Below are 20,401 nucleotides of genomic sequence, written 5' to 3'. Positions count from 1 at the left end.
TACTAAAGGTTTAACGAAAAGGCATAGGTGCATTTAAGTTTTATCGATTTTTATTGTTCTACCGATTCTTATTAAGAATAATTAAATAAAACGGGAGCTATCCTTACATCTTTATAATTGGTAGTGCTAATTTTTTGAGAAGTAAAATCTGCGACATTCTTTTTATAAACAATGCAATTCAAAAAAGTATGATAATTATCATATTCGGTGGATTATCAACTCAATACCTTTGCCGATTAATGCAAGATGTATGAAAAAAGCACACTCGTTTCACATTCCGGTAATGGGAATTGGATTCACAATAGATACACCTTTAAAGGTGGCCCAATACGGTATGGACTCTGTAATTTCTTTAGTTGATGATATTTTACTTGAGAAATTAAGAAAAATGTACAGCGAAAAATTCAAGATGCCCTACAGCGAAATCACCGATAAGATAGATGATTTTAGAGCCAAAAGAATTACCTCGTATTTGAATTTGATAAGCGATTTAGCCGATAAAAAGTTTGAATCGTTAAAACAGTTAACCACCGAAAAAAGCGACGATTTATTGGCCTACATCAATATGCTGCCGGATGGTTCGAAACTAAAGTCTGAGTTTAAGAAATTAACGTCAAAAGAATTTCATTTCTCTGATATTAAAAAATGGGCAAACAGCAATTTGTCAATGGGCAGTATTGATGTTAATATCATGACCAAAGTTGATAAAGACAATTATAAAAAGAACGAAAAATTACCGACCGAATATAACGATGCCCACGCTGCTTTACGAGGTTTTGCCAATAGTAAATTAAATTCCTCGGTGGTGCTTTCTGCAGGTATGAATCCCAGACTATATACCTATATGTCTCAGTTTAACGATTTTTTTCCAGATGAAAACGGCACCTTTAAAAAGAGAATTATTTTAAAAGTAAGCGATTTCAGATCGGCTCTTATTCAAGGGAAATTTTTGGCCAAAAAAGGCTTGTGGGTTTCAGAATATAGAATTGAATCCGGTTTGAATTGCGGCGGGCATGCCTTTGCCACAGACGGGTATCTTTTAGGGCCCGTTTTGGCCGAATTTAAAGAAAAAAGAGACGCCTTAAAAACAGATATTCAAACACTTTTAAATCAAGAGCTTAAAAATCAAAATCGAGTGGTGCCAAACAAAGCACTGCCTATTCAAATAACAGCGCAAGGTGGTGTGGGTACTAAAGAAGAACACGAGTTTTTAATAGACCATTATAATTTAGACTCGATAGGTTGGGGCTCTCCTTTTTTACTCGTGCCAGAGGCTACAACCGTTGATGACAAAACCTTGCAAAAATTAGCAAAAGCTAAAGAAGAAGATTTGTATTTAAGCGATATTTCGCCTTTGGGTGTGCCGTTCAATAATCTTAAAGACAACACCAAAGATGCTGAAAAACAAGTTTTAATTAATAAGGGAAGACCGGGAAGTTCCTGCCCTAAAAAGTTTGTAGCGCTTAACAAAGAATTTAAGGAAACCGGTATTTGTACGGCATCAAGAGAGTATCAATATTTAAAAATAAAGGCTTTAAACGAACAGCAGCTCGACAAAGAAACACATGAAAAACAATACCATAAAATTATCGAAAAGTCTTGTACTTGTGTTGGTTTAGGGACATCGGCCTTATTAAAATACAATTTGGATACCAAAGTTGAAGGCGAAGGTGTTTCCATTTGTCCCGGGCCAAATATGGCGTATTATTCTAAAGTTATGAGTTTAAAAAACATAACCGATCATATTTACGGAAGAGCCAATATGGTAACCCGAAACGACCGCCCCAACTTATTTATTAAAGAGCTTCAAATTTATATTGATTTCTTGAAAAACAAATTGGAGGACGCTAAAGTATCGTTTAATAAAAAAGAAGAAAAATACCTGTTCACGTTCACAAATAACATGAAAGAAGGGGTTTTGTATTATCAAAATCTGTTTCAAAACACAAAGCATGTATTTGAAGATTTTAAATCAACGGTTTTAAATGAATTAAACCAAAGTGAATTAGCACTAAATACAATTTATTCAGAAATTGAGACTTTAGCCATTAAGGTTAAGGCGTAGTCTGATTTTTTTGAATACGAACTAAATGGTGATACAATGGATTTAGTTAAAGAGATACACCGCCTAAAAAAAGAGAAGAATGCTGTAATTCTTGCGCATTATTATCAAGTGCCGGAAATACAGGATATTGCAGATTATGTTGGCGATAGTTTAGGGCTATCGCAAAAAGCCGCCGAAACCGATGCCGACATTATTGTGTTTGCCGGTGTGCATTTTATGGCAGAAACCGCTAAAATATTAAGCCCCAAAAAAACGGTGGTGCTGCCCGATTTAAATGCAGGTTGCTCGTTGGCAGATTCCTGTCCGCCAGAGGCTTTCAAAGCATTTACCGAAGCGCACCCCAATCATGTGGTGATTACCTATGTGAATTGTTCGGCAGAAATTAAAGCGTTAAGCGATATAGTTTGCACCTCTTCCAACGCCTTAAAAATTGTAGAATCTATCCCTAAAGAAACGCCTATTATTTTTGCGCCCGATAAAAATTTAGGGGCTTACATCATCAAAGAAACAGGACGCAATATGTTGCTTTGGGATGGCAGTTGTTTGGTGCACGAAGCGTTTTCAATGGATAAACTAATCGAGCTTCATAAAAAATATCCCGATTATAAAATCATAGCGCATCCAGAATCCGAAGAGCATATTTTAAAAACGGCAACATACATTGGTTCAACCGCAGGTATGATAAATTATGTAAAACAGCATCAAGACCAGAAATTTATTGTGGCAACCGAAGCTGGTATTTTACATAAAATGAAAGAAGCCATGCCCAACACGGAATTAATTCCTGCACCGGCGAAAGAAGATAATACCTGTGCGTGTAGCGAATGTCATTTTATGAAAATGAATACACTTCAAAAATTATGCGATTGTTTACTTAACGAATCGCCAAAGATTGAAGTTGACGAAACCATTATTGAGCGTGCTTTATTGCCCATTGAGCGTATGTTGGAATTATCTAAATAATAACAATGACAACAGATTATCTGGTAATTGGTTCGGGTATTGCGGGTTTAACGTTTTCGGTTAAAATTGCAGAAGCATTTCCCGGTAGAACCGTAACCATAATCACAAAAGCCAACGAAGAAGAATCCAACACAAAATACGCCCAAGGCGGTGTAGCTGTTGTGTTAAACCGTGAAAAAGATTCTTTCCAAAAACACATTCAAGACACTTTAAATGCCGGCGACGGACTTTGTGCTGTATCTGTTGTTGAAATGGTTGTAAAAGAAGGCCCTAAACGCTTGGAAGAACTCATGGCTTGGGGCGCAAATTTTGATTTTGATACGCTCGGAAATTTAGATTTAGGTAAAGAAGGCGGTCACTCGGAATACCGTGTGGCGCACCATAAAGATATTACGGGCGCAGAAATTGAGCGCGCTTTATTAACCAGGGCGCATCAACTTGAAAACATTAGCATTTTACCGCATCATTTTGCCATCGATTTAATTACAAATCACCATGTAACGGGTAAAAAACCTAAAGCAAATGCCTGTTACGGGGCTTATGTTTTAAATCAAAAAACCAAAACTATTTTCACGTTAAAAGCCCATAACACGGTGTTGGCTTCCGGCGGTATTGGTTGGGTTTACGGGCACACGACCAATCCGGTAATTGCAACTGGAGATGGCATTGCCATGGCGTACAGGGCCAAAGCTAAAATTTCGGACATGGAATTTGTGCAGTTCCATCCCACGGCTTTATTTGAGGCTGATGGCGAATCGTCGTTTTTAATATCCGAGGCGGTTAGGGGTTTTGGTGCCTATTTACGTAATAGAAGAGGTGAGCGTTTTATGCGAAATTACGATAAGCGGGCAGAATTGGCGTCCCGTGATATTGTATCGCAGAGTATTGATAGTGAATTGAAGAAAACGGGAGATACCCATGTGTTTTTAGATGGTACGCATTTGGATATGGCGGCGTTTAGAAAGCACTTTCCTAATATATATAAAAAATGTAAAGCGCATCATATTAATATTAAAACCGATTGGATTCCCGTAGTGCCGGCAGCCCATTACTTATGTGGTGGTATTGAGGTTGATACGGACGGAAAAACGTCTGTCCCAAATTTATTTGCCTGTGGCGAGTGTACCAGAACAGGTTTGCACGGCGCCAACCGATTGGCCTCAAATTCGTTATTGGAAGCTTTGGTTTATGCACACAATATTTTTAAATATTTAAGAAACGATAGTTGTAAATCTATAAATTTGAATATTCCAGATTGGGATGATGAAGGCACAAGCACGCCAAAAGAACACGTTTTAATTCAGCATAATTTACGGCAATTGCAAGCTTTAATGCGCGATTATGTGGGGATAGTGCGTAGTCAAAGCAGATTGAAAAAAGCGATAAAACACCTCGATTTGATATATAATGAAGTTGAATATTTTTATAAAGCCTCGAAAATATCCACACCACTCTGCGAATTAAGAAACATGATTAATGTGGCACATTTAATTATTAATCAATCTTTAAAAAGAAAAGAAAATAAGGGAGGCTATTTTAATGTGGATAATGTAAAAAAATAAACAGGCCTTTTTTAAGAGACCTGCTTATTTTTTGGGCAAAAAATGGTTTATTTTCCAAGCATCAATAACTCACTACAAACCACTTCGGTAATATAGCGCTTGTTACCATCTTTATCGTCATAGCTACGCGATGTTAATTTCCCTTCAATGGCAACCTCTTTTCCTTTGGTTACGTATTTTTCAATTATTTGAGCCGTTTTTCCCCAGGCCACAATATTGTGCCATTGGGTATCTGTAATTTTTTCACCTTTATTATTGGTGTAGCTTTCGTTTGTGGCCATATTAAATTTAGCCAATGTTTTTCCTGATTCAAGATTGATGATTTCCGGATCGTTTCCTAAGTTACCAATCAACTGTACTTTGTTTCTAAGTGTGTTCATAATTTTAAATTTACGTGTTAAACAGTTAATACTATCGAAGTCTTATGTTTCGACACTGCAAATATGCGACGGCATCCAAAAGTTATTCGGTTATTACTTATTTAAATTCGTTTGTAAATGTTTGTAGTCGTTTGTAAATGGATAAATTTTACTATATTTAGGGAACTTTTAAGCCATATATGACATTCAACATAGAAACCGAAAGACTTATTTTAAGAGAACTCAGACCAACCGATTTAAACGGTATGTTCGAGTTAGACTCCAATCCGGAGGTGCATAAATATTTAGGAAACAAACCCGTTAAAACCATTGAGGAGTCTCAAAAAATACTGGATAGTGTTTTTAAACAATATAAAGAACGCGGTATTGGAAGGTTTGCCGCTATTGAAAAACACACGGGCAATTTTATTGGCTGGTCGGGCATTCGATTAAACACCGAATACAACATGAACGGCCATACAACATATTACGATGTAGGCTATAGGTTTATACCAAAATATTGGGGTAAAGGTTATGCCACCGAGTCTGGGAAAGCGTCAGTAAATTACGCCTTTAATGTTTTAAAATTACCGGAATTGTATGCGACAACCCATTTGGAAAATGAAGCATCGCACCGTGCACTTTTAAAAATTGGAATGAAATATGTGGAAGATTTCTATTTTGAAGAAGAACAACTAAACTTGCGTTGGTATAAAATTGAAAGCCCTTAAAGGGCATTAATTAAAAAATATTATAAATTTAAATTGATGGAAAAGAAATGCCCCGAATGTGGCGATAAAATTGTAGGCAGAATTGATAAAAAATTCTGTAGCGATGCGTGCAGAAATGCCTATAACAACAATATTAATAAAGACCACAAAAATTTAATAAGAAACACCAATAATAGGCTCAGGAAAAATTATAGGATATTAGAGGCCTTAAACCCAATAGATAAAACCAAAACCTCGCGCGCCAAACTTATTGAAAAAGGATTCGATTTTAATTACTTTACCAGTATATACACCACAAAAAAAGGAACGGTTTATTACTTTGTTTACAACCAAGGCTATCTGCCATTAGAGGGCGATTATTATGCTTTGGTAAAAAGAGAAGGATAAAAAACCTATTTCCAAGTTTGCCCTTTAAGTTTCATAGCGGCCTTTAGTACATCTTTTTGGCTAATCTGTCCCACTAATTTACCGTTTTCAACTATGGGAAACCTACGGTGTTTGGTTTTTAAAAATTCATTGGCGGCATCAAAAATATTCATGTTGCCATCAATGGTATCTACATTTTGGGTAATAAAATTTTCAATGGTTTTATCTTGCATCGGCATATTGTAATAACGGCTTTCGCTGATTTGTTTAATGCAATCACCTTCAGAAATTATTCCAATCAGTTCATTTTTTTCATTTACCACGGGGCCACCGGAAATACGGTTCTTAATTAACGATTGCATCACACTTTCAATGGTTTGCTTTGGTGTAAACGTAATTAAATCCCGTGTCATATAGTCACTAACCTTTAAAGGTGTGTTGTCTTCAGCATTTGCTTGCTGCCTTCTTGCGCCTTGGAAACTTTTAATTGCCATAAAAAATAAAATTAAAGTAATCTTAAATATAATTATTTTTTTTGAATTTTCCTAGAAACAAGAGGCAACTTTAATTTTCAGATCATAAAAAATGAAAATAATTAGCATTGTTTTAAGACATTACATGCTATTTTTTTATAGTTTTAGCGAAATTTAAAAAAGTAGAAATGAAACGATTTTTAATGTTGGCTTTAGTGGTAGGCTGTTTTCAGTTAAAAGCACAGAGCAGCCCAGATTTAATTAAGCACTACGAGGCTTATTACAACCAAATGAAAACACAAGGCGATATGCAGGGCATAATAAATGCCATGACGCATTTGAATGTGTTGTCGCCATCTGTGGCAAGGCAAGACACTTTGGCCTATATTTATATGAGCGAAGGCAAATATGTACAGGCTTTAAATACGATTGGTATTGAAAGAAATGTTGGCGATTCCGATATTGCCGTTGAGGTTAAAGCGTTGTCTTTAAAATCGGTAAAAAGACCAGCTTTGGCTATAGGCCATTTTGAGGAGCTTTTTAAAAGAAACCCAAACGCCCTTATCGCTTATGAGTTGGCCGAATTAAACTTGCAAACCCAAAAACTGGATGAAGCTTTAAAACATATTAATTATGGTCTTGCTAATGCTAAAGATGATATGACCAAAGCGTTTTACGAAACGCAAAAACCATATCAAGTGTCTTTAAAAGCAGCCTTTATGTATTTGAATGCTTTAGTGGTGTATAACCAAGATACCAAAGCCAATATTGATAAAGCAGTTGATATTTTGGATGCCACCCAAAAAACGGCACCTAATTTTAATTTAATTCAATTGACAAAATCTGAATTGTTAAGACAGAAACAAGCTTTGACACAAGCTGCCGCTCAACCCAAAAATTAGATTTAAAAAGAATAAAAAAAGCGCAGATTCCTAATTAGGAATCTGCGCTTTTTTATTGAGAACTATTTGGGATTACCAGATTTTTACACGGTCTTCCGGTTTTAAATACATGGCGTCTCCTTCTTTAATATCAAAAGCTTCATAAAAAGCATCCACATTTTTAAGAGGCATAACGGCACGATACATACCCGGAGAATGCGTGTTGGTTTTTATTTGATTGCGTAACGCATCATCAGTGTATTTTGTTCTCCAAATGGTTGCCCACGATAAAAACAAACGTTGCTCTGGTGTGTAGCCATCAATGTTTTCTGGTCTGCCATGTTCAGCCATATATAATTGCAAACCATCGTACGCGGCATTAATTCCTCCTAAATCTCCAATGTTTTCACCTAAGGTAAACTCACCATTTAAAAAAGTTTCAGGTAAAGCTTCAACTTCGCTGTATTGCTCGGAAAGTTTTTTCCCTAAGGTGGTAAATTGCTCTAAATCTTCATCGGTCCACCAATTGTTTAGGTTTCCGTCAGCATCGTAACGCGACCCGGAATCATCGAAACAATGTGATATTTCGTGACCAATTACAGCGCCAATGCCGCCATAATTTACAGCTTCATCGGCTTGATAGTTATAAAAAGGCGGTTGTAAAATAGCCGCAGGAAAAACAATTTCGTTATACGGTGGCATAAAATAGGCGTTTACAACTTGAGGTGCCATAAGCCATTCGCTTTTGTCAACCGGTTTTCCGAGTTTATTTAAGCCATCTTTAAAATTCCAAGCTCTTACATTTTGCATGTTGCTAAAGTACGAGCCGCCATTTTCAACACTTTCAACATCAAGATCAGCATAGTCTTTCCATTGGTCTGGATAGGCTATTTTAACATTCATTTTTTGTAATTTCTCCTTTGCTTTTTCTTTGGTTTCAGGCGTCATCCATTCGAGGTTGTCGATTCTTTTTTCAAAAGCCAGCATAATGTTTTTAATCATTTTTTCGGCTTTGGCTTTAGCCTCTGGCGGGAATTTTTTATCCACATAAAGTTTTCCTAAAGCTTCACCAATAGTGCCGTTTAGTGTTCCTAAAGCACGCTCTTCCCGGTCTCTTTGCTTTTTTGAACCTCTTAGTTCTTTACTGTAAAACTCCCAATTGGCTTTATCGATTTCGGTAGATAATAACCCGGAATTTCCATCAATTAAAGTCCAACGTAAATAATTTTTCCAATCGTTAACATTGTTTTCTTTTAAAATGCCCTCTAATGCATTAAAGTATCCGGGGTCTGTAACAATAACGGTGTCCAATTCCTTAACGCCAATACCTTTAAAGTAGGCGTCCCAATTGATTGAAGGCGTCATTTTTGCCAAATCGTCCATCGATTTAGGATTGTATCTTTTTCTGGCATCACGCCGGTCTTCTTTAGTCATTCTGGGTTTAGCCATTCGGGTTTCGAAAGCTAAAATGTTATCGGCATTTGCTTTGGCCTCTTCGTCCGAATCACCGATAAAATTTAACATACGGGCAATGTGCGCACGATATTTTTCTCGTTTAGCTTTAGTGTCGTCATCCTCATCAACATAATAATCGCGACTTAAGCCCAATGCGCCATTACCTAAATAACCTGTGTTCAGATTGCTGTTTTTAGGATGTGCGCCTACGCCAAAGCCAAAAAAAGCGCGACCGCCTTTTGGAGCTGTTTCAATTAAAAAATCTTGTAAATCGGTACTGTTTTTAATGTTATCGATTTTAGCCAATACCGCTTCAATAGGCTTAATACCTTGGGCATCTCTGGTAACGGTATCCATTATGGATTGGAAGAGAAATACCGCTTTTTCTTGATCTGAACCCGGTAAAACCTCAATGGTATTCAAATCTTTGTCGGTTGCCATGGCCGATTTTAAAATGGCTAAAGCATCTTCGTCTGTTTTTTTTCTGAGTTCATCAAAACTTCCCCAACGGGTTCGGTCTGAAGGAATGTCGTTATTGTCCAGCCAAGTACCATTTACGTGTCTAAAAAAATCATCATTTGGTTTTACATTGGTGTCCATGTATTCTAGGTTAATACCTGGTACGGTTTCCATTTGTGCGGTTTCTTTTTTGGCATCGTTTTTACAGGCAACGAGCCCTAAAAAAGCCAATCCGCTAAATAGAAATAAAGAATTTAATTTGGTTTTCATGTGTTTGTAATTAGTGATTTAGTTTTAAAAAATTGTTGCACAAGGTACTATTATTTAGCACTTTCAAAATGCTATTTATAACAACCTTAACAAAAGATTAAGAAAATAAGACCTGTGTTTTACTGGGGTTTTTGAATGTTTCTGCTGTCTTTCTCCAGCTTTTTATTCATTTGGAAGTTTAAGTTTGACACCGCCACCAAAAACTCTTTTACGGTAGCATTAAGCTCCGATTTTGATGTGGTGGATAGGTTATATAAGCTTTCCAACTTTAAAACCTTAGTGTCTAAAACCTGTAATCTGGCCAAGGTGGCCGAGGTATTTACTGGCGCAGGAATATTCTTTTTTAAATCGGTTAAAAGCGTTTTAATGGCTTCCTCATTATTGCTGAAATAAATTAAATCGCCTTTTTTTACATTGTTTACAATATCTTGAAGTTGGTAGTATTCTTGCCAGTTTTCAATGGCGCGCTCTGTTTTTTCGTCTAAGCCAAAATCAGCAAAATCAAGTTTTGCGATGTCACTTTCAGATAATCCCTGACTCTTGATTTCTGTATCGTTAACTTCCTCAGGATTGTTTTCTTCCGTTTTTTTACAAGAAGACACCATCATAAAAATACAAATGAGGCTTATAAGTTTAAGGTTCATACAACTACATGTTTTTGGATGCTTTACAAAGATATAGCAATAGTTTGTTTAATGTGAAATAATCAATCGTGTTCTTGAAAAATTTTCATCTTTAAAATGAAATATTATCAATATAATCTTATTATTTTTGATTTATTCTTATAAACCGTGTTTTAAATGAACCCAAAAATATTGATTATTGGTGCTTGCGGACAAATTGGTTCGGAATTAACATTTAAGCTTAGAGGCATTTATGGCGATGAAAATGTAATTGCAAGCGATATAAGCTATAGTAATTTAGATATTGTTAACTCTGGGCTTTTTGAAATTGTTGACGCCCAAGATTATGCCAGCATTAATATGTGTATTGAAAAACACAACATCGACACCGTTTACTTAATGGCAGCCATGTTGAGCGCCACGGGAGAAAAATTCCCGATGAAAGCTTGGGAGTTGAATGTGAATTCGCTGTTCAACGTTTTAAATTTGGCAAAAGCAAAGTTTATAAAACAAGTGTTTTGGCCCTCTAGTATTGCCGTTTTTGGCCCCTCTACGCCATCTGAAAATACGCCGCAATATACGGCCATGGAACCCACAACCGTTTACGGCATTACCAAACAAGTTGGCGAACGTTGGTGTGAATACTACAACCAAAAATACGGTGTAGATGTTAGGAGTTTGCGCTACCCGGGCATTGTGAGTTGGAAAACACAAACCGGTGGCGGCACAACAGATTATGCGGTAGATATTTACCACAAAGCCATTACCGATAAGAAATTCGATTGTTTTTTATCTGAAAACACGAAGCTGCCCATGATGTATATGGACGATGCCATTAAGGCCACCATCGATATTATGCGGGCCGATGCCGATACCATAAAAATACGGTCGTCTTACAATTTGGCTGCCATAAGCTTTACGCCAAAGGAAGTGGCACAATCGATAAAAAACCACATTCCGGAATTCGAAATAAGCTACACGCCCGATTACAGGCAAGCCATTGCCGATAGTTGGCCAAAAAGCATAAACGACGATGCGGCACGACAAGATTGGCATTGGAAACACGCCTTTTCGCTCGAAGCCATTACCAAAGAGATGCTTTTTCAGTTGGATAAAAAATATAATACTGAGGTAAAATAATAGAATTACAGCCAAAACCTGCCTTTATTCGTATATTTGACATACCCAATTAACCCTAAATCTTAATTAAAATGCTTGACAATTTTTTATTCAACGTAAAATACGGCATGAACCACGTGCTGGATATAAATGCTTACGACCACGTTTTATTTCTAATCGTACTCACCATTCCCTATGTTTTTAAAGACTGGAAACGGGTTTTACTGCTCGTAACCGTATTTACCTTGGGGCATACCTTGTCGCTTGTTTTGGCGGCCTACAATGTAGTAAGCGTTAACGCTCAAATGGTAGAATTTTTAATACCTATAACCATTTTAATTGTGGCGCTGTACAATGTGTTTACCGCGGGCAAAGGCGCACAAAAAGAAAAAATAGGCGTCCTGTTTTTAACCACCCTGTTTTTTGGATTAATACACGGTTTGGGCTTTGCACGCGAGTTTCATATGCTTTTGGGAGCCACCGACAGCAAACTGGTTTTACTGTTGGAGTTTGCTTTAGGCATTGAAATTGCCCAAGTTATTATCGTGTTTGTCGTGCTGTTTTTAAGCTATGTGGTGCAAACCATATTTAGGTTTACCAAGCGCGATTGGATTATGGTGATATCGGCAATCGTAGTTGGTTTGGTTATCCCCATGTTGCTTAACAACGACTTTTTGGCTTAAATAATTATTTGGGCGTTACCCCCTGAAAAGGGGGTCGGGCTTTCCGCTATATCTTTTTAAACGTCATTGCGAAGGAGGAACGACTGTGGCAATCTGTTAAATTTTAGTTCTTATTAAACTTTATTTTTCTCATTTTTAAAAAGGATGCCGCTGCAATCCCTAACGCGGGCTAATTTGGGGTAAACTGTGGTTATTCCCAACGTTTCATCAATTCCTTTAACCCACTTTCAATGCCATTGTAATATTTACCTTTTTTAAATTCGGGAACAATAGTACTGTCAATTACCTTTTTGCAGATTTCATCAGTTAGTTTTTGCTCTGTGCCTGTTCCCGTTGCAATTCTAATTTGTCGTAAATTTTTACTGAATAAAATTATAAGTCCGTTGTCCTTTTCTGGCTTTCCAATTTTCCATTCATTTGCCAAATCCGTTGCATAATCCTTTACGTTTTCGTAGGGTTCAATTGAGCTAATCGTAACAATTGCAATTTCTCTTGTCGTTTTTTGTTCGTAATCAATGATTAATTTAGTCAGATGTGAAATTTGCCGCTCACTGAATATTTTTTCATAGTCAGATACATAACCAATTGGCAAAGGAAAATTACCAATACTGTCTAACACCAAATTAGATGATTTGGATTCCGAATAGTCTTTTTCGTTTTCAGTCCAAACCTTTTTTGAATGGTATGCGGCTAAAGGTACAGCAACAAATTTTGGTAAAACAAATGCCAAAAGAATGTATAAAATTCCTATCGAGCCAGTTATTATTAATACCTTCTTCTTCATTTAAGTTTTTCTTTGTTTTGCGTGCAACATGTAAATAATAAGTTTTTTGCTATTGCTACACCGTAAAGATAATCTTTTTACTACATCATTTAAAACCTATTTGGTTTATTGTAAGGTTTATAGGTATTTTAAAATGTTGCGCACCCATATCAAATTTTCGCAAAAGTTTAACGAACTTGCGTTGCAATTAAAATACGAACCGAGTATATTCGTTATATTGATTCGCGTTAAGGATTGTAGTGAAAATCCTTTTGCTTTTTTGCAAAAGATTGTAGCGAAAAGCCTGACCTTTTGCGATCCTGCAAGGTTTTTTTAACCTTGTAGGTATGAGTAAAAGGTAACGCCCAAATTATAAAATAAATTAATGCCAGAACATAAACAACTTAAGTACGATAAGGCTTATTTAAGAATTGCCAAAGAGTGGGGAAAATTATCGTATTGCAAACGCCGTCAAGTTGGCGCACTTATTGTAAAGGATAGAATGATAATATCCGACGGGTACAACGGTACGCCTTCGGGTTTTGAGAATTTTTGCGAAGACGAACAGGGTTACACCAAATGGTACGTGCTGCATGCCGAGGCCAACGCCATTTTAAAAGTAGCGGCATCGACCCAATCGGCAACAGGGGCAACCTTGTACATAACCATGTCGCCCTGTAAAGAATGTAGCAAATTAATACATCAAGCGGGCATAGTAAAAGTGGTGTACAACCAAGCCTATAAAGACGATTCCGGACTGCGCTTTTTGGAAAAAGCAGGTGTTGAACTTAAATTAATTGAAGAAATAGACAAATAATGCCATATCAAAAAAAATATTTACCCTTGGTTTTAGGTGTTGCTATTGCAGCAGGCATTTTTATTGGCGGCAAGTTGAATTTTACCGATGCGCCAGACCGCCTGTTTTCAACCAATAGCAAAAAGGACAAACTAAACCGACTTATCGATTATATTGATTACGATTATGTTGATGAGGTAAACACCGATAGTATTGTTGATGTTACGGTTAATGGCATTCTGGATAATCTGGACCCGCATTCGGTGTACATTCCCAAAGAAGATATGGAGCGTGTTGCCGAAAACATGAAAGGTGATTTTGTGGGCATAGGCATTAGTTTTTATCCCTTCAGGGATTCCATTGCGGTAATTAGGCCTATTGAAAACGGACCAAGTGCCAAAGCGGGCATTAAAGGTGGCGACCGGATTATTATGGCCAACGGCGATTCGCTTTATGGAAAAAAATTACAAGACGGCGAGATTATTAAAAAACTTAAAGGCCCCATTAACAGCAAAGTAAAATTGAAAGTTTACAGAAAAGGCGAACCAAAGCTTTTGGATTTTACGGTTAAACGTGGGCACATTCCCATTAAAAGTGTTGATGCCGCATATATGTTAACCGAGAAATTGGGTTATATCAAAATCAATCGGTTTGCTGAATCTACCTATAAAGAGTTTAAAAAAGGATTGGAAAAACTTATTGATCTTGGTGCCACGGAAATCGCGTTGGATTTGCGCGACAACCCAGGCGGTTTTTTAGGGATTGCCGAACAGATTGTAGATGAGTTTTTAGAAGACGATAAACTTATTTTGTACACAAAAAATAAGCGCGGCAGCATCGAAAAAAGCTTTGCAACAAGTAAAGGGAATTTTGAAAAAGGCCATGTGTATGTGCTGATTGACGAAAACTCGGCATCGGCAAGCGAAATTGTTGCCGGCGCATTGCAAGACAACGACAAAGGCACCATAATCGGGCGACGCTCTTACGGCAAAGGCCTCGTGCAACGCGAAATGGATTTAGGCGATGGCAGTGCGGTGCGCTTAACCGTATCGCGTTATTATACGCCAACGGGTCGCTCTATTCAAAGGCCGTACAAAAATGGGCATAAAGACTATTACGACGAGTATTTTGAACGATTGGACAGTGGCGAACTTTTGGATCCGGAAAAAATTCAAGTGGCCGATTCGCTAAAATTCACCACACCAAAAGGTAAAATTGTTTATGGCGGCGGCGGTATTATCCCCGATGTGTTTGTGCCCATTGATAACAGTATGCACAACGAAACCCTTTCTCAATTATTTCGACGTGGTTTTATAGGTAATTTTGTGTTTAGGGAATTGGATAAAGACCGAAGTGTTTTCAGTAATATGTCTAGGCAGGATTTTATCGATAATTTTGAAGTTGAGGAAGATTGGGTTTATGCGATACAGGATTATGTAAACCTTAGGCTGAATTCTAAGATAACCTTTGTGGCATACCACGACGAAGTAAAACAATATATTAAAGCCACTTTGGCCGATCAACTTTTTGGCAATGGTGCTTTCGAAGAGGTGTTCAACCAACGCGATATTATGATTGAAGAGGTGGTTAAGTTGAGTGATGGGGAGCAGTAATTTAAGCGACTATTTATTTTTTTATATCGAATATCTCATAATTAATACTACTTATCTTACTTGTTTTTATATTTTAGATTTCTAAATCTAAATTCTGTTATAGTTGTATAGGTCAATTTTACTTTTTATCATTTTACTTTTTGGTGATTTAATATATGCTCAATGTCCTACAGGAACTGTTAATTTGAATAACCAAAGTGCAGTTGAAGATTATATTGCAAATTTTGGAACTTGTGAGGTTATTAATGGCGATTTAATAATTGGGGATGCTACTGATATTTCTGGAATAACAGCAATAAAACGAATAGAAGGGTCATTAATAATTAATTATTCTGAAATCACAAGTGTATCAAATTTCAGTAATTTAGAATACGTTGGAGGAGATTTTGAAATTGATCAAAGTCATTTAATTGAAACTATTGAGGGTATTGATAAACTGCATACAGTAGGCGGAGATTTTTTAATTTCCCAAAACTATAGCACTTTAAAACATATTAAAGGATTTAGTGCTTTAGAAAAAATTTTAGGAAATTTTCAAATGTCTGAGAATTATTCTTTGGAAACAATATCCCCTTTTGAAAACTTACAAAGTGTAGAAGGGTGGTTTTTGATAAGAACATGTAATAAAACGGAAAAATTAAATGGTTTTAATAAACTAGCAAAAATTGGAACTGTGTTTAATAGTTCATCTTTTAAAGGAAATCTAAGTATTGAGAAAAATGACGCCCTTACTGAAATAAATGGGTTTAATTCATTAATTGAGATTGCAAGGAATATCGAAATAATAGTGAATAATGATTTAACAAAAATTATTGGTTTTGCAAGTTTTGAAAAAGTATCATATCGAATGGTTTTTAGCGGGGCTTCTTTAATAGAAATCCCAATGTTTGATAATCTCGTAACAATCGGGAGTGGTTTAGAAATTACTAAAACAGGATTAGAAGATATTAAGAGTTTTAACAGTGTTAAAATTATAGGAGATCTGGATCCTTCATGGGGGAACTTATATATATATGATAATAATAATCTTGTTGAAATAACAGGCTTTGCTAATCTTGAAAAGTTAGAAGGAGAATTGGGTATAACTACAAATGACAAATTAACAAGCTTAATTGGTTTCGGCAATTTAATTGAGGCGGAAGGTTTACAAATCACATATAATGATTCACTATTAAACTTATCTGGACTAGAAAATCTCTTCACTGTTGGGGTTATTGGTCTTTTTTTAAGATATAACCCATCACTTTCAGATTGTTCAGCAATATGTAATTTACTTACATATGGAAATGTTTATGGCATTATTAAAATTATCGGTAATCCATCAAAATGTAGTAGTGAAAAAGAAGTGAGAGAAGAATGTATTCCAGACTTTGATGGCGATGGTATTTTAAATGATGATGATTTAGATGATGATAATGATGGCATTCTTGATGCTGTTGAACAAAATGGAAACCCTACAAGGGACACAGATAATGATGGCAAACCAGACCATCAAGATTTAGATAGTGATAATGATGGCTGCTTTGATGTAATAGAAGCTGGCTTCACAGACAATGACCAGAATGGCACTTTAGGAAATGCACCGGATACTGTGGACGCAAATGGGTTAATTATTGGTGAATCTGATGGATATACGGTGCCTCTTGATGATAACAATGATGGTATTTTTGATTTTCAGCAAGCAAACATTTTAAGCGCAGGAGAAGATGGCAGTTTAGAAATATGTATAAATAATAGCTCTGTCAACTTATTTGACAGCTTAACAGGCACGCCACATGCAGGAGGCATTTGGACACCAAGTTTATCAAGCGGAACGGGTGTTTTCGATCCTTATACGGATTCAGCAGGGGTTTATACTTACATGGTTGTCAATGGTGCTTGTGGTTCGGATACCTCGGAGGTCAGCGTTGCAATTGATGTTTTACCAGATGCTGGATTAAATGGTAATTTAGAAATATGTATAAACAGTAATGCGGTTAATTTATTTGACAGCTTAACAGGTGCGCCAGATGCAGGAGGTATTTGGACACCAAGTTTATCAAGCGGAACAGGTGTTTTCGACCCTTCCGCAGATTCAGCAGGGGTTTATACTTACACGGTTGTCAATGGTGCTTGTGGTTCGGACACTTCGGAGGTCAGCGTTGCAATTGATGTTTTACCAGATGCTGGATTAAATGGTAATTTAGAAATATGTATAAACAGTAATGCGGTTAATTTATTTGACAGCTTAACAGGTGCGCCAGATGCAGGAGGTATTTGGACACCAAGTTTATCAAGCGGAACAGGTGTTTTCGACCCTTCCGCAGATTCAGCAGGGGTTTATACTTACACGGTTACCAATGGTGCTTGTGGTTCGGACACTTCGGAGGTCAGCGTTGCAATTGATGTTTTGCCAGATGCTGGATTAAATGGTAATTTAGAAATATGCATTAACAGTAATGCGGTTAATTTATTTGACAGCTTAACAGGTGCGCCAGATGCAGGAGGTATTTGGACACCAAGTTTGTCAAGCGGAACAGGTGTTTTCGACCCTTCCGCAGATTCAGCAGGGGTTTATACTTACACGGTTACCAATGGTGCTTGTGGTTCGGACACTTCGGAGGTCAGCGTTGCAATTGATGTTTTGCCAGATGCTGGATTAAATGGTAATTTAGAAATATGCATTAACAGTAATGCGGTTAATTTATTTGACAGCTTAACAGGTGCGCCAGATGCAAGTGGTATATGGACACCAAGTTTGTCAAGTGGAACAGGTGTTTTTGATCTTTCAACAGATTCAGCAGGGATTTATACTTACACGGTCAACAATGGCGTTTGTGGTTCAGATACCTCAGAAGTTGATGTTACAATAACGAGTGTGACGCCAATTTCCGATTATGAAATTAAAATTAAGGAGTTTAGTAATAACAATATGATAGAGGTTATTATTAATTCCAATTTAGAATATGTATTCTCATTAGATGGGATGAATTATCAAAATAGCAATGTGTTTAATAACTTAAGCGGAGGAGATTACTCAGTATATGTTCAAGAGATTAACGGATGTGGAATTTTAAAAGAGAAAGTTACTATTTTAGATTACCCAAATTTTTTTACGCCCAATGGAGACGGAGTTAATGATTTGTGGAAATTAAAAGGACAAACATCACGAAGGTATTCCATATTTATATATGATAGATTCGGAAAGCTTTTAAAACACTTACCGTATGATAGTCATGGATGGGATGGAACTTTCAATGGGAATAAGCTTCCGGAAAATGATTATTGGTTTCAAATTGTTTTTGATGATGGAGAAAAGCAATTAGGGCACTTTTCTTTAAAACGATAATTTTAAACAATCTTATCATGCACCTTAGTGTGTTTCCCACCATTCCAAAGCGTTAAAATATCGGTCGCCACATGTGCGCCACTACCCGAAGCTATGGCAAACTGACTGCGCCAACCGGCCAATGTACCGGCAACATAAAGGTTTTCTTCAATTAAATGATTGGTATTTTTTAACCAAATACAGTCTTTTTCAATCGCTGCTTTTGGATGTGGTTCTATATAACTTTCCAAACCTTTTATCCGCATTAAATTGGTGTAACCCACAGCGATAACCACCAGTTTGGCTTCGTAAGTGTTTTTGTTGGTTTTAACTTTAAAGTCGTGAACGGATTTAGAAATAGCAGATACTTTTTCGTTTTCAATTTGGGCAACGTGCGGATATAAATCGCCTAATTGCTTTTTGCCTTTTTCTAAAATTGAGGCACCGGTGGTTCCGGGTTCTAAACCTAAAACATTATTAAATAAAGCATTTTGTAAATGCGATGTTTTTTGATGTGTAATAATAGCAATCTGTTTGTTTGCTGCAAAAGGTTTGTTTTTTGCAGACCCCAAAACCAAGGCGCAAGATAAGCCCGCAGCGCCACCACCAATAATTAAAGCATCGTACATCAAAATCACTGAGTTTTAAAATTAAAAAAATCGATTTGTTTTTTTTGATAGGTAAAGATCAAAAAATAAAACCATAGCCTAAGTAACGCTAATTGTGTTTTAGGCTAAATAGGAGAAAAAGAAACAGCTAAAGTGTCTTTTTAAAGTTAAATAGACGTTAACTATGTTTTTTTGCCTTTTGCTCTATACGTTTTGAGATTCGTAAAATCCCCATCATGATGATAACGCAAATCGCTGCAACTATCGCAATTAACGCTATAATGCTTTCGCCCTGAAAAGGGGCATTGAAATCTACTTTTGTAACGTTAAAAATAATAAGTCCTAAAGCTGCAATACTAAGTATTATGGTTAAAAGTTTCATGTATTTAAAATTTTAATCGTTTTGTAATAATCTTTAATTTACCTGCTACCCATTACGGGTTTTTATACCACATCAAACAACGCTTTAATGTTATGGGCAAATAATTTTACGGCAATGGCTAATAGTACAACGCCAAATACCTTACGTACAATGTTAATGCCATTTTGCCCTAAAAAACGTTCTATTTTCGAGGATGTTTTAAGCACAATATAAATAATAATTACGTTTAATAAAACCGCAACAATAATATTTTCAATTCTAAATTCGGCACGCAACGAGAGTAAAGTGGTTAAACTGCCTGGGCCGGCAATTAACGGGAATGCCAACGGAAAAACAGCCGTAGTCATAGCATCGTGCTCTTCTTGCTTATAAAGTGTTATGCCCAAAATCATTTCCAAAGCAATAAAGAATAAAATAAAGGCACCAGCCACGGCAAACGAGTTTACATCAATTCCAATTAGGTTTAAAATGCTTTTTCCCAAAAACAGAAACACAATTAAAATAACCCCAGCAATAAGTGATGCTTTCTCGCTTTGAATATGTCCTACTTTTTTACGTAAATCGATTACAATTGGCACGTTACCAATAATGTCGATCACCGCAAACAACACCATAAAAGCGGTGAATATTTCTTTAAAATTAAGTTGCATTTTTTAAAGGTTTAAATTCAAAAATATGTCGCAGCTTGCTGCGTTTTTATATCATTTGTCATTCTCGCTAAATCGGGAATCTAAAAAATTAATAATCACTAAAAATAGAGGTTCTTAATTTTTCGGCAAAAGTAGATGATTATAACCGATTTATAACATTATATTAATGTAAAGTTTCTATACTTTTGCCTACTCAATTACAACTGATAAAAAAACAAATGTTTTCCAATAAAGCGTAAAACATTTTTATAAAAGTAGGTTAAATAGTAGAAT

General features: G+C 36.4%; 19 protein-coding genes. 11 read left to right on the top strand and 8 right to left on the bottom strand.

Annotation, left to right across the window (positions count from 1 at the left end; translation table 11 throughout):
• The first annotated feature begins 250 nt into the window (after window positions 1–250).
• From RNZ47_RS01655 to nadB, 3 genes are read left to right on the top strand one after another with little or no spacing between them, the layout of a single operon-like run.
• Window positions 251–2,065 (top strand): hypothetical protein, encoded by a 1,815-nt coding sequence (locus RNZ47_RS01655; RefSeq protein ID WP_311935466.1) that lies wholly within the window; start codon window positions 251–253, stop codon window positions 2,063–2,065.
• A 36-nt stretch (window positions 2,066–2,101) separates the two neighbouring features.
• Entirely contained in the window at window positions 2,102–3,028 is a 927-nt protein-coding gene (nadA, locus tag RNZ47_RS01650) for a quinolinate synthase NadA (RefSeq protein ID WP_311935464.1), read from the top strand.
• Between the two features lie 5 nt (window positions 3,029–3,033).
• Window positions 3,034–4,590: an L-aspartate oxidase gene (nadB, locus tag RNZ47_RS01645; protein WP_311935462.1), complete on the top strand. Its 1,557-nt coding sequence runs from the start codon at window positions 3,034–3,036 to the stop codon at window positions 4,588–4,590.
• 47 nt (window positions 4,591–4,637) lie between these two features.
• Here the strand turns inward: nadB and RNZ47_RS01640 are convergent, their stop codons facing one another.
• Window positions 4,638–4,970, bottom strand: a complete 333-nt coding sequence (locus tag RNZ47_RS01640) for a single-stranded DNA-binding protein (RefSeq protein ID WP_311935460.1) — start codon at window positions 4,968–4,970, stop codon at window positions 4,638–4,640.
• Between the two features lie 179 nt (window positions 4,971–5,149).
• Here RNZ47_RS01640 and RNZ47_RS01635 point away from each other — a divergent pair, with 179 nt between their 5' ends.
• Together RNZ47_RS01635 and RNZ47_RS01630 are read left to right on the top strand one after the other, a co-directional pair.
• A complete protein-coding gene (locus RNZ47_RS01635) occupies window positions 5,150–5,680 on the top strand; it encodes a GNAT family N-acetyltransferase (RefSeq protein WP_311935458.1) in 531 nt (176 codons plus the stop codon).
• Between the two features lie 36 nt (window positions 5,681–5,716).
• Window positions 5,717–6,067 carry a hypothetical protein gene (locus tag RNZ47_RS01630; protein WP_311935456.1) on the top strand — a complete coding sequence of 117 codons (351 nt, stop codon included), beginning with the start codon at window positions 5,717–5,719 and terminating at the stop codon, window positions 6,065–6,067.
• 5 nt (window positions 6,068–6,072) lie between these two features.
• On the opposite strand, the gene RNZ47_RS01625 is transcribed toward RNZ47_RS01630, so the two are convergent.
• Window positions 6,073–6,540 carry a CBS domain-containing protein gene (locus RNZ47_RS01625; protein WP_311935454.1) on the bottom strand — a complete coding sequence of 156 codons (468 nt, stop codon included), beginning with the start codon at window positions 6,538–6,540 and terminating at the stop codon, window positions 6,073–6,075.
• A gap of 167 nt (window positions 6,541–6,707) precedes the next feature.
• Here RNZ47_RS01625 and RNZ47_RS01620 point away from each other — a divergent pair, with 167 nt between their 5' ends.
• Window positions 6,708–7,421: a tetratricopeptide repeat protein gene (locus RNZ47_RS01620; RefSeq protein ID WP_311935453.1), complete on the top strand. Its 714-nt coding sequence runs from the start codon at window positions 6,708–6,710 to the stop codon at window positions 7,419–7,421.
• A gap of 72 nt (window positions 7,422–7,493) precedes the next feature.
• Here RNZ47_RS01620 and RNZ47_RS01615 read toward each other — a convergent pair whose 3' ends face one another.
• A complete protein-coding gene (locus RNZ47_RS01615; protein WP_311935452.1) occupies window positions 7,494–9,584 on the bottom strand; it encodes a M13 family metallopeptidase in 2,091 nt (696 codons plus the stop codon).
• A 119-nt stretch (window positions 9,585–9,703) separates the two neighbouring features.
• Window positions 9,704–10,228, bottom strand: coding sequence for a hypothetical protein (locus RNZ47_RS01610; protein WP_311935450.1), 525 nt, complete (start codon window positions 10,226–10,228; stop codon window positions 9,704–9,706).
• A 156-nt stretch (window positions 10,229–10,384) separates the two neighbouring features.
• Here RNZ47_RS01610 and RNZ47_RS01605 point away from each other — a divergent pair, with 156 nt between their 5' ends.
• Window positions 10,385–11,347, top strand: coding sequence for an NAD-dependent epimerase/dehydratase family protein (locus RNZ47_RS01605; RefSeq protein ID WP_311935448.1), 963 nt, complete (start codon window positions 10,385–10,387; stop codon window positions 11,345–11,347).
• 71 nt (window positions 11,348–11,418) lie between these two features.
• Window positions 11,419–12,009, top strand: a complete 591-nt coding sequence (locus RNZ47_RS01600) for a HupE/UreJ family protein (RefSeq protein WP_311935447.1) — start codon at window positions 11,419–11,421, stop codon at window positions 12,007–12,009.
• A 190-nt stretch (window positions 12,010–12,199) separates the two neighbouring features.
• Here RNZ47_RS01600 and RNZ47_RS01595 read toward each other — a convergent pair whose 3' ends face one another.
• A complete protein-coding gene (locus RNZ47_RS01595) occupies window positions 12,200–12,793 on the bottom strand; it encodes a TPM domain-containing protein (protein WP_311935445.1) in 594 nt (197 codons plus the stop codon).
• Between the two features lie 364 nt (window positions 12,794–13,157).
• Between RNZ47_RS01595 and RNZ47_RS01590 the strand changes: the two genes are divergently transcribed.
• From RNZ47_RS01590 to RNZ47_RS01580, 3 genes are all read left to right on the top strand, one after another.
• Window positions 13,158–13,589, top strand: coding sequence for a deoxycytidylate deaminase (locus tag RNZ47_RS01590; protein WP_311935443.1), 432 nt, complete (start codon window positions 13,158–13,160; stop codon window positions 13,587–13,589).
• On the top strand, window positions 13,589–15,181 hold the full coding sequence (locus RNZ47_RS01585) for a S41 family peptidase (protein ID WP_311935442.1): 1,593 nt from the start codon (window positions 13,589–13,591) through the stop codon (window positions 15,179–15,181). Before RNZ47_RS01590 ends, RNZ47_RS01585 begins: the two co-directional genes overlap by 1 nt.
• Window positions 15,182–15,284: 103 nt before the next feature.
• Window positions 15,285–18,509, top strand: a complete 3,225-nt coding sequence (locus tag RNZ47_RS01580) for a T9SS type B sorting domain-containing protein (protein ID WP_311935440.1) — start codon at window positions 15,285–15,287, stop codon at window positions 18,507–18,509.
• Between the two features lie 2 nt (window positions 18,510–18,511).
• Here the strand turns inward: RNZ47_RS01580 and RNZ47_RS01575 are convergent, their stop codons facing one another.
• The 3 genes from RNZ47_RS01575 to RNZ47_RS01565 form a co-directional block, all read right to left on the bottom strand.
• On the bottom strand, window positions 18,512–19,117 hold the full coding sequence (locus RNZ47_RS01575; protein WP_311935438.1) for an NAD(P)-binding domain-containing protein: 606 nt from the start codon (window positions 19,115–19,117) through the stop codon (window positions 18,512–18,514).
• A 157-nt stretch (window positions 19,118–19,274) separates the two neighbouring features.
• The gene (locus tag RNZ47_RS01570; protein ID WP_311935436.1) at window positions 19,275–19,478 is read right to left on the bottom strand and encodes a hypothetical protein; all 204 of its coding nucleotides are present in this window, start codon (window positions 19,476–19,478) and stop codon (window positions 19,275–19,277) included.
• Between the two features lie 62 nt (window positions 19,479–19,540).
• Complete coding sequence (locus RNZ47_RS01565) at window positions 19,541–20,128, bottom strand: MarC family protein (RefSeq protein ID WP_311935435.1); 588 nt, start codon at window positions 20,126–20,128, stop codon at window positions 19,541–19,543.
• Between the last annotated feature and the right edge of the window lie 273 nt (window positions 20,129–20,401).

Origin of the sequence: Hwangdonia seohaensis (assembly GCF_031932625.1) — a bacterium.
GTDB classification, from domain to species: Bacteria; Bacteroidota; Bacteroidia; order Flavobacteriales; family Flavobacteriaceae; genus Hwangdonia; species Hwangdonia seohaensis.
The sequence above is the reverse complement of the archived record's forward strand: the minus strand, read 5'-3'. Positions and strand labels throughout refer to the sequence as shown.